The sequence below is a fragment of the Viridibacillus sp. FSL E2-0187 genome (assembly GCF_038006425.1).
In the GTDB taxonomy this organism is placed as follows: Bacteria; Bacillota; Bacilli; order Bacillales_A; family Planococcaceae; genus Viridibacillus; species Viridibacillus arvi.
This window is the reverse complement of the sequence record NZ_JBBOVG010000001.1, coordinates 563027-576666: the sequence shown is the minus strand read 5'-3', so window position 1 is coordinate 576666 and position 13640 is coordinate 563027. Positions and strand designations below refer to the sequence as shown.

General features: G+C 37.6%; 11 protein-coding genes. 2 read left to right on the top strand and 9 right to left on the bottom strand.

Annotated features, from left to right (window positions below; all coding sequences use genetic code 11):
• Positions 1-61: 61 nt before the first annotated feature.
• From pyk to MHH85_RS02740, 7 genes are all read right to left on the bottom strand, one after another.
• Positions 62-1822: a pyruvate kinase gene (gene pyk, locus MHH85_RS02770; protein ID WP_193740712.1), complete on the bottom strand. Its 1761-nt coding sequence runs from the start codon at positions 1820-1822 to the stop codon at positions 62-64.
• A 22-nt stretch (positions 1823-1844) separates the two neighbouring features.
• On the bottom strand, positions 1845-2801 hold the full coding sequence (gene pfkA, locus MHH85_RS02765; protein ID WP_053416614.1) for a 6-phosphofructokinase: 957 nt from the start codon (positions 2799-2801) through the stop codon (positions 1845-1847).
• Between the two features lie 204 nt (positions 2802-3005).
• The gene (locus tag MHH85_RS02760) at positions 3006-3959 is read right to left on the bottom strand and encodes an acetyl-CoA carboxylase carboxyltransferase subunit alpha (RefSeq protein ID WP_193740713.1); all 954 of its coding nucleotides are present in this window, start codon (positions 3957-3959) and stop codon (positions 3006-3008) included.
• 2 nt (positions 3960-3961) lie between these two features.
• Positions 3962-4825, bottom strand: a complete 864-nt coding sequence (accD, locus tag MHH85_RS02755) for an acetyl-CoA carboxylase, carboxyltransferase subunit beta (protein ID WP_193740714.1) — start codon at positions 4823-4825, stop codon at positions 3962-3964.
• Positions 4822-5475, bottom strand: a complete 654-nt coding sequence (locus MHH85_RS02750; protein ID WP_340705877.1) for a FadR/GntR family transcriptional regulator — start codon at positions 5473-5475, stop codon at positions 4822-4824. The genes accD and MHH85_RS02750 overlap by 4 nt, the downstream gene beginning before the upstream one ends.
• Positions 5476-5610: 135 nt before the next feature.
• Positions 5611-8703, bottom strand: a complete 3093-nt coding sequence (gene dnaE, locus MHH85_RS02745) for a DNA polymerase III subunit alpha (RefSeq protein ID WP_340705876.1) — start codon at positions 8701-8703, stop codon at positions 5611-5613.
• A gap of 22 nt (positions 8704-8725) precedes the next feature.
• Positions 8726-9667: a DHH family phosphoesterase gene (locus MHH85_RS02740; protein WP_340705875.1), complete on the bottom strand. Its 942-nt coding sequence runs from the start codon at positions 9665-9667 to the stop codon at positions 8726-8728.
• Between the two features lie 203 nt (positions 9668-9870).
• On the opposite strand from MHH85_RS02740, the gene MHH85_RS02735 reads away from it, so the two are divergent.
• Complete coding sequence (locus tag MHH85_RS02735; RefSeq protein WP_340705874.1) at positions 9871-10188, top strand: YtpI family protein; 318 nt, start codon at positions 9871-9873, stop codon at positions 10186-10188.
• A 42-nt stretch (positions 10189-10230) separates the two neighbouring features.
• On the opposite strand, the gene MHH85_RS02730 is transcribed toward MHH85_RS02735, so the two are convergent.
• Together MHH85_RS02730 and MHH85_RS02725 are read right to left on the bottom strand one after the other, a co-directional pair.
• Positions 10231-11541 (bottom strand): DRTGG domain-containing protein, encoded by a 1311-nt coding sequence (locus tag MHH85_RS02730; RefSeq protein WP_193740717.1) that lies wholly within the window; start codon positions 11539-11541, stop codon positions 10231-10233.
• Between the two features lie 104 nt (positions 11542-11645).
• Positions 11646-12326 carry a metal-dependent hydrolase gene (locus MHH85_RS02725; RefSeq protein WP_340705873.1) on the bottom strand — a complete coding sequence of 227 codons (681 nt, stop codon included), beginning with the start codon at positions 12324-12326 and terminating at the stop codon, positions 11646-11648.
• Between the two features lie 143 nt (positions 12327-12469).
• Here MHH85_RS02725 and MHH85_RS02720 point away from each other — a divergent pair, with 143 nt between their 5' ends.
• On the top strand, positions 12470-13558 hold the full coding sequence (locus MHH85_RS02720; protein WP_193740719.1) for a M24 family metallopeptidase: 1089 nt from the start codon (positions 12470-12472) through the stop codon (positions 13556-13558).
• The last annotated feature ends 82 nt before the right edge of the window (positions 13559-13640 follow it).

Genomic DNA, 13640 nt, shown 5'->3' with positions numbered 1-13640 from the left:
CACCTCTTTTTAAAAAACAACCTCAGCTCAAATGCGCTGAGGTTGTTTTTTTATTTATTTATTACAAAATACTTGAACGTCCGTAGTAGATAACTCCAGATACTGCATCAATTGATAACTCTTGTCCATCGCTAATCATTGTTGTAGCGTCTTTCACACCCACAATAACAGGAATCCCTAAACTTAAGCCAACAACTGCAGCATGACTTGTTAATCCACCTTCTTCAGTAATTAACCCTGCACATTTAGAGATAGCTGGCATCATATCACGATCAGAACCAATCGTTACAATAATTTTACCTTCAGTATCTTGCGCCAGTGCTTGCTCAGCATTTCTGACAACTAAAGCTTTACCTATAGCAGCAGATTTACCAATTCCTTGACCTTTAGTAAGCATATCGCCAATTACATGAACTTTCATCAAGTTAGTAGTACCCGCTTCACCTACTGGCACACCAGCTGTAATAACAACTAAATCACCGTGGTGAACATAGCCTTTGTTCAAACTTTCTTGAACAGTTAGCTCTAAAATTTCATCCGTTGAACTTACTTTTGGTCCAACGATAGGGAATACACCCCATACAAGAGCAAGTTTACGACATGTTTGTTCTGATGATGTAACTGAAATAATCGGTACACCTGGACGATATTTAGCGATCATACGTGCAGTATGGCCACTTTCAGTTGGTGCTAAAATAGCTGAAACTTGTAAGTTAAGTGAAGTGTAAGCAACCGCTTGGCTAATCGCCTCAGTCATGCTAGCACCTTTCTCACGGCTACGTTTACTAACGATCGCACGGTGATCCAATGAATCCTCTATACGATTAGCAATTTTATACATCGTTTTTACAGATTCTACCGGATAAAGTCCAGCTGCTGTTTCACCAGAAAGCATGATTGCATCTGTACCATCTAATATTGCATTCGCTACGTCACTTGCTTCAGCTCGAGTAGGACGAGGGTTACGCTGCATTGAATCCAGCATTTGTGTTGCTGTAATAACTGGTTTTCCTACTGTGTTACATTTTTGGATAAGATTTTTTTGAACAATAGGTACTTCTTCTGCTGGAATTTCAACTCCAAGGTCACCACGAGCAACCATTAAACCGTCAGAAACTTGAATGATTTCATCGATATTATCGACACCTTCTTGATTCTCGATTTTCGGAATAATTTGGATATGTCCACCATTATTATTTTCTAGCAACTCACGGATTTCTAATACATCTGATGAACGACGTACAAATGAAGCAGCGATAAAGTCTACACCTTGTTCGATACCAAATAGAATATCTTGTGCATCCTTTTCCGTAATACCTGGTAATTGTACTGAAACGCCTGGTACATTCACGCCTTTTTTATTTTTAAGTACGCCTGCATTTTCAACTACAGTATGAATTAATCCAGCCTCGGTATCTTTACCAGTTACACGTAATTCAATTAGACCATCGTCTAATAAAATGGTTGAACCTTCTTCAACATCATCGATAAGTTTTTCGTACGTAATAGAGAAAATTTCTTTATTGCCAAGTACTTCTGTCATGGAAACATCAATTGTTTGACCTGTTACTAATTCTACAGCGCCATCTTCCATTGAATGCGTACGAATTTCAGGACCTTTTGTATCAAGTAAAATAGCCACAACTTGTCCAGTCTTTTTCGCTGCTTCACGAATGCTCTCAATTCTTGCTGCGTGTTCTTCATGACTACCATGCGAAAAATTCAAACGAGCTACGTTCATACCTGCTTCAATTAATTGCACTAAAATTTCTTGCGATTCACTAGCGGGACCAATAGTACATACAATTTTTGTTTTTCTCATCTGTTCGACCACTCCAATTTAATTAAATCGATAATTCTTTTGATAAAGTGTACATTGACAAGTCTGTATTACGTTCTTTCTTAAATGCCTCTTCTAAGTCATAGTCTACCACCACATGGTTTCTCATGCCAACTGCAAGACCACCGCGATTCTCAATTAATAATTCTACTGCTCTCGCAGCGAAAGTACTTGCTAGTACACGGTCACGCGCTGTCGGCGATCCACCACGTTGGATATGACCCAAAACTGAAACTCTTGTTTCAATATCTTTTTCTGAAAGTTTTTTTGCCAGATCACTCGCTGACATAACCCCTTCAGCAACTATAATAATGCTGTGCTTTTTCCCTCTGTCATAACCTTGTTCTAAACGTGTGACAAGTTCGTCTAAATCATGTTGTACTTCAGGAATCAAAATCGTTTCAGCACCACCAGCTAGACCAGCCCATAAAGCCAAGTCGCCTGCATCGCGACCCATTACTTCAATGATAAATGTGCGTTCATGAGATGTTGCTGTATCACGAATTTTATCAATACAATCTATTACAGTATTCAAAGCTGTATCAAAGCCTATTGTATAATCTGTTCCCGGAATATCATTATCAATTGTTCCCGGCACACCTACACAAGGGAAGCCACGCTTCGTTAACGCCAAAGCCCCTTGATAAGAACCGTCTCCACCGATAACAACTAACCCTTCGATACCATGCTTTTTCAACTGTTCAATCGCTTTGAGTTGTCCTTCTTCTGTTTTGAATTCTAGACAACGTGCAGAATGTAATTTCGTACCTCCACGTTGAATAATATCCCCTACAGAACCGCGATCTAAACTTTCAATTTGTCCATCTATCAGTCCTTGATAGCCATAGTAAATACCTGCAACTTCTAAATCATGATATAAAGCTTTCCTGACAACTGCGCGGACAGCTGCATTCATGCCTGGTGCATCTCCACCACTTGTTAAAACACCAATTTTTTTCATATGATTCATTCCTCCTACAAGCGTCACTATTAAGACATTAACACGAAATAGTATTCTGTGTCAGTATTGCGTCGAAAGAAATAGGCTGTTTCATGTATCTAATTAATTGATATTGATACAGATTCAGCCCTCTCTTATATTTAATTGTTACTATTCAATGTAGTTATACCCCAATAGCTCAAAATTTATTATAACGATTTCTTACTATTCAGTGTATACTCCAATAGCTCTAAATTTATTATAACGATTTTCAATTAGTTCATCGGCTGGTATATTTTTTAGTTTTTCTAATGAATCACTAATAACCGTCTTCATATTAAGCGCTTGTTGCACTACATCATTATGTGCTCCACCTAACACTTCAGGAATAATTTCATCTATAATTTCCATTTCCTTTAAGTTCGGTGCAGTAATACGCATAGCTTCTGCAGCTTTTTGTGCTAAAGTCGCATCCTTCCATAAAATCGAAGCAGCTCCTTCTGGTGAAATAACAGACAAAGTTGCATTTTCTAACATGTGAATTTGGTTAGCTACACAAAGAGCAAGTGCACCACCACTACCACCTTCACCTATAACTATACTGATGACTGGAACTTTTAACCCCGCCATTTCGAATAGATTGCGCGCTATAGCTTCACTTTGCCCACGTTGTTCTGCCGCTTTACCAGGATACGCACCCTTTGTATCAATCATACATATGATTGGTCTTGAAAATTTCTCAGCTTGCTTCATTAGGCGTAGAGCCTTTCTATAGCCCTCCGGATGCGGCATTCCGAAGTTACGTCGAATATTCTCTTTTGTATCCTTCCCTCTTTGATGGCCAATAATTGTAATTGGTCGTCCTTCAAAAGAGGCTATACCTCCGATAATCGCTTCATCATCACCAAAGTTTCGATCACCATGAAACTCGATGAAATCATCAAAAATAGCATTTATATAATCTTTTGTCGTTGGACGCTCAGGATGTCTAGCAATTTGCACTCGGTCCCAAGGTTGGATATTATCATAAATTTCTTTAGCTAATTTACTAAAACGGTCCTCAAGTTGACTAATTTCTTTCGACATATCAACATCTGCATTAGCAGTGAATTCTTTTAACTCATTTATTTTCTCACGAAGCTGCATTAGTGGTGCTTCGAACGGTAAGTATTTCACCATAATTATTGCGCCTCCTTTACATGAAGCTTAACAATTGTTGAAACCGTTTTGCGCATATCTTTACGATTTACCACTGCATCTAACTGACCATGCGCCAATAAAAATTCCGCAGTTTGGAAATCTTCCGGTAATTTTTCACGAACTGTCTGTTCAATAACACGACGCCCTGCAAAACCAATCAATGCTTTTGGCTCAGCTAAATTAATATCCCCAAGAGAAGCAAAACTTGCAGAAACACCACCAGTTGTCGGGTGTGTCATGATTGAAATAAATAAATGTCCTTCTGCACTATGGCGTTGTAAGGCAACACTTGTTTTAGCCATTTGCATAAGAGATAACACACCTTCTTGCATACGAGCTCCACCGCTAGCTGTGAAAATGATAAATGGCGCACTTAGTTCAGTGGCCTTTTCAATTGCACGAGTAATCTTCTCACCTACTACGGAACCCATTGAACCCATACGGAAATGTGAATCCATAATCGCTACAACGATTTGTTCGCCATCTAACTCACCGATACCTGTTAATACTGCTTCATTTAATCCTGTTTTCTTTATATCTGATTGAATTTTTTCTATATAGCTAGGAAACTCTAATGGATTAATAGAAACTAAATGATCGTCCAATGATTTAAATGTACCTTCATCAAAGAAAATTTCAACACGCTCTTGTGCTGTCATTTTGTAATGATGGTCACACTTTGAACAAACTTTTAATCCTTTCATTAAATCCTTTGTTAACTCCACATGACGACAATCAGGGCATTTTGTCATGATTCCTTCTGGCACATCATGTTCCTCACGCTTTACAGAAATACGCGCTTTATTTTTTATTTTATTGGTTTTAAATAAATCTTTTATACTCATAAAATATCTCTCCCCTTATGTAGCAACTCGGTCCATTTTTCAAACCAGCTTATTGCTTCAGCAGTATTTCCTATCATTAATTCACTTATAAATGCTTGTAACATAGGCTGTTCATGCTCGGTAGAAAGTCCACTATACATCTCTTTTCCATATTGCTTTAACAGAATCCACATTTTCAGTACAAGGCGATTTTCTGATGTGATAACGATTTCCCTTATAACATCTTCGCGCGCAATTACACCTTCAGTTTCAAGATTACGCAATAAACTTTCCCATACTGGTAACTTTCGTAATGTTTCATTAGAAGACACGATACGAATTGCATCACGTTCAAGAATTTTTCGTGTTTCATTCACATTTTCTAAATCTGTTCCTTCTTGCAAAATGAAGGTAGACAATACTTCTACTAATTTATGATTTCGAAAATCGGTTAAGAATGTCCCTTCGCCTCTACGCGTTTCAATGAGTCCAAGTAGCTCTAAACTGCGTAGTGCTTCTCTTACAGATGACCTTCCAACATTCAAACGCTCAGCTAGTACACGCTCTGATGGAATTTTACCACCTGCCGGAATATTTTCATCACGTATTAAAGCTCGTAGTTCACTGACAATTTGTATAAACATTTTAGAAGTTGGTTTTTCTGCACTCATCGAATTTCTCCTTGGACAATATAAGTTGTAAAAAAGTGGTCTGACCACTTTTTATAATAGCATACATAAAATCTTTCGAAGAGTAAAGTAAAAATAAAAAACTGCGCAAAAATCACACAGTTTTAGTCGTTTAATCTATTTTTCAGTTAGTTCCGTTATTAATTTCTTTACAATCATTTGCGCCTTACCGTTACGTAGCTCTACAAAACCTTCTGCCAAAACAATCTGTTCCTCTTGTAACCATTCTTGAATCTGGCTATATTCACGAGGAAAGATAGTTATTGAAAGCATGCCAGATTCATCTTCAAGGTCAATAAACGCCATTTGTTCGCCTTTTTTCGTACGAATTTGCTTAATCCCTGAAACGATTCCGAGCATTTTCGCATATTTTCGACCTTGAATTTGTAAAATATCCGCAGCAGACATGGAATCTAGTTGCAATTCTTTCTTTAATTTCAAAATTGGGTGCTCTGACATATAAAATCCAAGCACCTCTTTTTCATATTGCAACAATAGCTTCTCTGGCATCAAGCTTGCGTCTGCATATTTTGGTTTACCAAATAAAAAATCGCCATCGCTTAATAAACTCTCTTCATCATTTGGTCGATATAAATTCGCATGCTTGACAACTGCTTCAATAGAAGCTAAAAGTTGCCCACGATCTCGCCCAAAGTCATCTAGCGCTCCAGCCTTTATTAATGGCTCTAATGCTTTTCTAGTAAAATGAACACCTGTCATATCAAGCGCAAAGTCAAATAAATCAGCCCAGTTGGAATGACCGTTTTTACGTAAACTTAAAAGTTTTGTTAAAAATGATTGTGGTACACCTTTTATTGCAGAAAGCGCAAAACGAATAGCACCATTCTCCACTCTAAATGTGCGACCGCTATGATGAATAGATGGTGGCAACACGGTTATTCCTTTTTGTTTAACCTCTTGCAATAAGCGCATAAGACGATCTTGATTTCCTATGGTACTTGTCAAAAGTGCAGCGTAAAAATACGCAGGAAAATTCGCTTTTAAATACGCCATATGATAAGAAATGACACTATATGCGACGGCATGACTTTTTGGAAACCCGTAATTTGCAAAACGAACAATTAAATCGTAAACTTCCACCGATACTTGCTCAGTAAACCCTTTTGCTACAGCATTTTTTACGAAATGTTGTTGTTCGGCATCTAATATTTCCTTCTTCTTTTTACTAACTGCTCGACGTAAAATATCTGCTTCTCCCATCGTAAATCCTGCCATCACTGAAGCAATTTGCATGATTTGTTCCTGGTACACAATGACACCATACGTCTCTCTTAAAATAGGTTCAAGTACTGGATGTGGCATGATTACAGCCTCGCCACCGTGCTTCCTTTTACTATAAACAGGAATAAAATCCATTGGACCTGGACGATACAATGCATTGACTGCCACGATGTCCTGAAAAACAGTTGGCCTTATGTCACGTAATGCTTGGCGCATACCATCAGATTCTAATTGGAAAACACCTGTTGTATCGCCTTGTTGCAACAACTTGAAAGTCGAGGGATCATGTAATGGAATTTTTTCGAAATCAAGAAATTTCCGTGTATCATAGTAAATCATTGAACGGATACGCTCTAAAATGGTTAAATTGCGCAAACCAAGAAAATCCATTTTCAATAAGCCGATAGATTCTACTTCTTGCATCGGCCATTGCGTGATATAGAGCCCGTCGTTCCCCGGCTCAATAGGGACGATATTTACTAAAGGCTCTGGAGAAAGTACCACACCCGCTGCATGCGTCGATGCATTTCGAGGCAATCCCTCTAAATTCAATGCAACTTCAATCCATTTTTGACGTATATCTGAAGTAGCAATCCAATCACGTAATGCAGCAGATTCTGCTAAGGCTCCTTTTAATGTGGTACCTACCTTATTAGGAATAAGCGAGGAAATTGTCGACATCTCTTCACTCGTAAATCCGAATACACGTGCTACATCTCTAGCAACTGCTTTAGCAGTTAGCGTACCGAATGTAATGATTTGTGATGTATATGTTTTTCCATACTTATCAGCAACATACTGAATCACTTCTTGTCGACGATGATCTGCAAAATCAACGTCAATATCTGGCATAGTAATTCGCTCTGGATTTAAGAACCGTTCGAATAATAAACCATATTGTAGTGGATCAACATCTGTAATTCGTAATGTATAAGCAACAAGCGAACTTGCTGACGAACCACGACCTGGTCCCGTTAAAATTTGCTTACTTTTCGCGTATTGAATATAGTCCGAAACGATTAAAAAGTAATCTGCATAGCCCATTTCTTGAATGATTCCTAATTCATAATGCAATCTTTCAATATAATCTGTACTGGCATTTGGTACCCGTTCTTGTAGTCCTCTTAAGCTATTTGCTTCAAGTAAAGAAAAAGCTGTCTCACTTTTTGGTGTTGGAAACTTAGGCATCAAAAATTTGTCGAATGCTAGATCAACCTGACAGCTAAGTAACATTTCCTCGGCAGACAAAAGCCACTCAGGATAATCTGCAAACCAATCCTGCCATTGGCTGTTATGAGGTACAAACTGTTGGCGCTCGCGTGCGGTCAATTGATCACTAATGTTCATCTTCATCCCTTGTTCAATAGCTTTAGCTACTTCAAAAGAAAAAGCATGTTCCTCACGCATAAATGTACATAATTGAGTCGCACAAATAGGTAATTCTTGTTCGTGGCAATAGCTAATAATGTCCTGTTCTATATCAGATTTCAAACCACCAGGTCTATCAATCCCAACATATAATCTACCCTTACCAAAAATAGCTTGTAGAGCTTGTACATCTTCAAACGAACCTTCAGTTGTCCAGTCCGGTGAGGTCATAGGTATCATCAGTATGCAGCCCTCTTGGTACCCCTCAAGCCAGCGTAACGGTAATACTTCTCCATCACGAATAGACATAGCAGAAGTTACTTTCAGTAAATGTTGATAACCTTGCTGTGTCGCCGCATATAAAACGACTGATCGTACTTGCTGTTCGCCAAATTGTACACGAACGGTTAAACCAACAACTGGATGAATCTCAGCTTTTTTTAATGCACGCCAAAAAGGCAACAAGCCGTACAATTTAGAATTGACGATTGCTGCTGCCTTCGCATGTTCTTGCTGTAAGAAAGAAATGAGCTCATCAATGCGAATCGTACTTTTTAACATATCCGCAGCCGTCACAATTTGTGGATATACATTTTGCAACTTCATCTCTTCCTTTCGATAGTTAGTATTTTGCACAAAGTTCTTTTAATTTCGAGATAACCTCTTCTGATTCTTCCCAATTATAAATAGTTGCGCCAGATGCCATTGGGTGGCCCCCACCATTATATTGTTTTGCAAGAGTATTAATAATTGGTCCTTTTGAACGTAAGCGAACACGAATTTGATCTGCCTCTTCTACAAAAATCACCCACGCCTTAATCCCTTTAACATTACCTAATGACCCTACTAAAAGAGAAGTATCGGAAGCGGATACGCCAAATAGCTCTAAAACTTTAATTGTTAATTTAATATAAGCTGCACCATTATCATCCATCACAAAATTTTGGAATATATAACCTTGCATATGAAGCAATTCTCGGCTCAATTCATACATACCATCAAATAATTCTGTACGATCAAAATTATATTTAATTAATTCTCCAACAGTGTTAAATGTCGTTTCTGTTGTACTTGGATAGATAAAGCGCCCAGTATCACCAACGATACCCGCAAATAAGAAACGAGCCGCTTTACTATCCATTTTCCAATCCGCTACTTTTCTACCCTCGGTGAATAGATCATAGATCATCTCACTACATGAGCTTGCATTTGTATTGACCCAAAGCATATCACCATAAGCATCATCATTTGGATGATGGTCTATTTTAATTAAAAACTTCCCTTGTTTGTAGCGTTGATCGTCGACACGCTCTGTATTAGCTGTGTCAGTAACAATGACAAGAGCATTTTCAAACTCTTTATCAGCAACAACTTGAGGCTCTCCTAGAAATGAAAGGGATTCCTCATGCTCACCTGTTGTATATACTGTTTTTTCCGGATAAGTCGCTTGTAAAATAGCTTGTAGACCCATTTGTGAACCGTATGCGTCTGGATCTGGTCTAACATGACGATGAATAATAATTGTGTCATATTGTTTAATTGTGTCAATAATTTGTCGTTTCATTATGATTCTCCTTTAAATGATTGTGAACCCCTAAATCCCGACTGTACAAAGGTTAGCATATTAGATTTTATAAAAGGATATATATAGAATAATTTAATCTCTCATAGTCTCTCTATATAACAAGTTCCCTTTGTTTTTCTACTCGCTTTTTCCTGTATTTATCGTTAAACTAGAATCAGCTTTGCTTTTATAGGAGGAACACCATGTCTAATATTTTGAATGTTGTTCTAGCAATTTTAATTGCTATTACAGTGGTTTTTTATTTTTATCTTAAAACAAAACAATTCCGTTCTGATTTACCTATTCGAAAAAAATGGTATTCGAGTCGTGCTGGTGTAGCTTTAGGTGGCTTATTAGTTATTTTTGGTGTCAACCAAATAATTATGTACCACACCACTTTAACGTATATTGTATGTGCAGTTTTAATTCTTTTCGGCCTATTTACTGCATTTAATTATAATAAACGAGTTCGCCACTATGGACAATTTGTTGAAGAAGAATATCGTTTGAATAAAAAGTGATGCACAGTACTGTGCATCACTTTTTTGTCGAATTCAATACATTTAGCGCTCTAATAATTGGAAGGTCATCATCGCTTTACCAACTAACATAGCTTCACTATAAACTTCGAAATCCATTTTCACAAATTTACGACTCATATCCAAAATGCGTGGTTTTACGACTAATGATGTCTCCATTTGAACCGGTTTCATATGGTAAATTGTCATATTCTCTACGACACTTTCACCGCGCTTAAATTTTTTAAGTGCAATAGAACCCGCTTCTACTAGCAAGGTAGTAAATGCACCGTATGAAATAGCACCAAATTGGTTTGTCATTTGAGGTGTTACGGTAAATTCTACTGTAGTTTCCTCATCGTCTCTTGCCATTTTAATCTCATTTTTTACTAGGTCATCTATTGTTTCTCCATGTTGGGGCTGCCTTTGAGCCATTTGTAACGCTTTTAAGACATCCTGACGGCTAATCACACCTTGTAATAATCCTTGATCATTGACTACTGGTAGTAAATCAATGCCTTCCCAAATCATTCGATGCCCTGCCGTTGCGACACTGGTTTTCATCGACACCGTAATAGGATTACGTGTCATTAATCGATCAATAGGATCATCGTCTTGTTTACCAATCACATCACGTGAGGTCACTATGCCAACAATTTTATGATGCTTATCCACTACTGGAAATCCCCCATGAGTCGTTGAAGCATTTAATAAATGATACTCGCGAACCGTATCCGTCGACTTTAAGAAAGCAGTATCTTTCATTGAGACAAAAATATCTTCAATTAACAATATCTCTTTTTTAATCAATTGGTCATAAATTGCACGGTTAATCATTGTTGCTACAGTAAAAGTATCATAACTAGTCGAGATAATTGGTAATTCTAACTGGTCAGCAAGCTTTTTCGTTTCTTCCGCCGTATCAAAGCCGCCTGTTATTAAAACAGCCGCACCTTCTTTTAGGGCGTTTTCATGCGTACGACCTCGGTTTCCAACAATTAAAAGACAACCTGCATCGGTATAACGCATCATGTCCTCAAGCTTCATCGCACCGATAACAAATTTCGTCAGTGTTTTATGCAAACCATCTTTACCGCCTAATACTTGTCCATCCACTATATTAACGATTTCAGCAAAAGTAAGTCTTTCAATATTCTCTTTTTTCTTCTTCTCAATTCGAATCGTTCCAACACGCTCAATCGTACTTACGAGTCTTCTTGTTTCTGCTTCTTTAATTGCACGATAAGCAGTCCCTTCACTCACGGATATATCCTTTGCGATTTGTCGCACAGAAATTTTATCCCCTACAGGAAGTGATTCTATATATTGAAGAATCTTCTCATGTTTTGTAGCCATAAAATCACCTATTTTCCAACATCATTGTTGCTTAAGTGTACCACATTCTGGTCATATTCATTAGTTGAAAAACCAATAAAGACATATTCTTTCAGGTTTTTTAATCAAATCTCCAGTTCTTCTCCCGGATTTAATACTTTCACTTCAGTAATCGACACCATTTCTGCAAAGTCCTGCGGATCCTGTTCGATAAGCGGGAATGTATTATAATGCACTGGAACAACAACTTTCGGTTTTAAATAAGATACTGCACACGCTGCATCTTCTGGTCCCATTGTAAAGTTATCTCCAATTGGTAAAAACGCTATATCAATTGGATGGCGCTCGCCTATTAATTTCATATCGCTAAACAACGCTGTATCACCTGCATGATAAACTGTCTTACCCTCTGCAAAAAATAAAATACCAGATGGCATACCTGTATAAATAATTTCACGATTCTCTGTCGTATAAGACGAGCCATGGAATGCTTGTGTTAATTTAACTTTGCCAAAATCAAATACATAAGAGCCCCCTATATGTAGTGGATGAGTTTTAACGCCTTGCCAGGACAAATAACTTGCTAACTCATCAGGTGCCACTACTAAAGCATCAGCCGCTTTTGCAATCTCCACCGTATCCCCGACATGGTCATTATGTCCGTGCGTCAATAAAATCACATCTGGCTTTTGGTCTTCCACTTTTAGATCCGTTAATTTGTTACCATTAATAAAAGGATCGATTAAAATTGTATAACCATTCACCTGAATTTTCACAATTGAATGCCCGTGATATGAAACTTTCATAATTAAATCCTCCTAATATTTCGACTTACTAAAAAATATTCGTTATCAATACGTTTTCTCCTTCTTTTTTGGTATTCTAATAACATAGTACCTCAGGCTTTCTTTAGCCATGGTCTATTAAATCAATCCAAGGGGGATTAATAATGAGTAAAATACAAACTATTTCAAACTATTTAAAAGAACAAAGTATTGACGCTGCATTTGTGACAACACCTGATAATGTGTTTTATGTATCTGGATTTAAAAGTAATCCACACGAAAGACTACTTGGAGTAATGATTTTCCAAGATGCGGAACCATTTTTAATTTGCCCTAAAATGGAAGTACCTGATGCTAAAGCTGCAGGCTGGTCACATGAAGTAGTTGGTCATGAAGACACCGAGAATGCATGGGCACTATTACATCAAGCAGCAGAAGCACGTGGACTTTCATTACAAAATATTGCAATCGAAAAATCACATTTAACCGTTGAGCGATTAGAAGCACTTAATGACTTCTTCCCTACTACAAAATTTGTTGGCTTTGATGACCAATTAAATAACATGCGTCTAGTGAAATCCGAAGAGGAACTTGAAAACTTGCGACAAGCAGCTGCTCTAGCGGATTATGCTATTGAAGTAGGTTGCAGTGAAATTGCTGAAGGTAAGACTGAACTTGAAATATTATCTGCCATTGAACTAGCTATGAAGAAAAAAGGCGTATATATGTCTTTCGATACAATGGTTTTAAGTGGTAAGAAAACTGCTTCTCCACACGGTAATCCTGGTGAACGTAAAATTGAAAAAGGTGATTTCATCTTATTTGATCTTGGTGTTGTCTATAACGGCTATTGCTCAGATATTACACGTACAGTGTCATTTGGTGAGCCAACATCTGCTCAAAAAGAAATTTATGAAACTGTTCGCAATGCCAACGAATCTGCTATTGCAGCTGTTAAACCTGGTGTTCGTGCGATGGATTTAGATAAGATTTCTCGTGACGTTATTACTGATGCTGGTTACGGTGAATATTTCACTCACCGTTTAGGTCACGGTTTGGGCATTTCTGTACATGAATTCCCATCTGTTCACGGAGCTAACGAAATGCCTCTTCAAGAAGGTATGGTATTTACAATCGAACCTGGTATTTACAAAGACGATGTTACTGGCGTCCGTATCGAAGACGATGTATATGTAACAAAAGATGGCGTGGAAGTTCTAACTAAATATCCAAAAGAATTAATCATTCTTTAATAACAGAAAGGACTACCCTCTATTGAGTAGTCCTTTTCTATACAAAAAGTCACTTAGTAAAATTACTAAGTGACTTTTACTT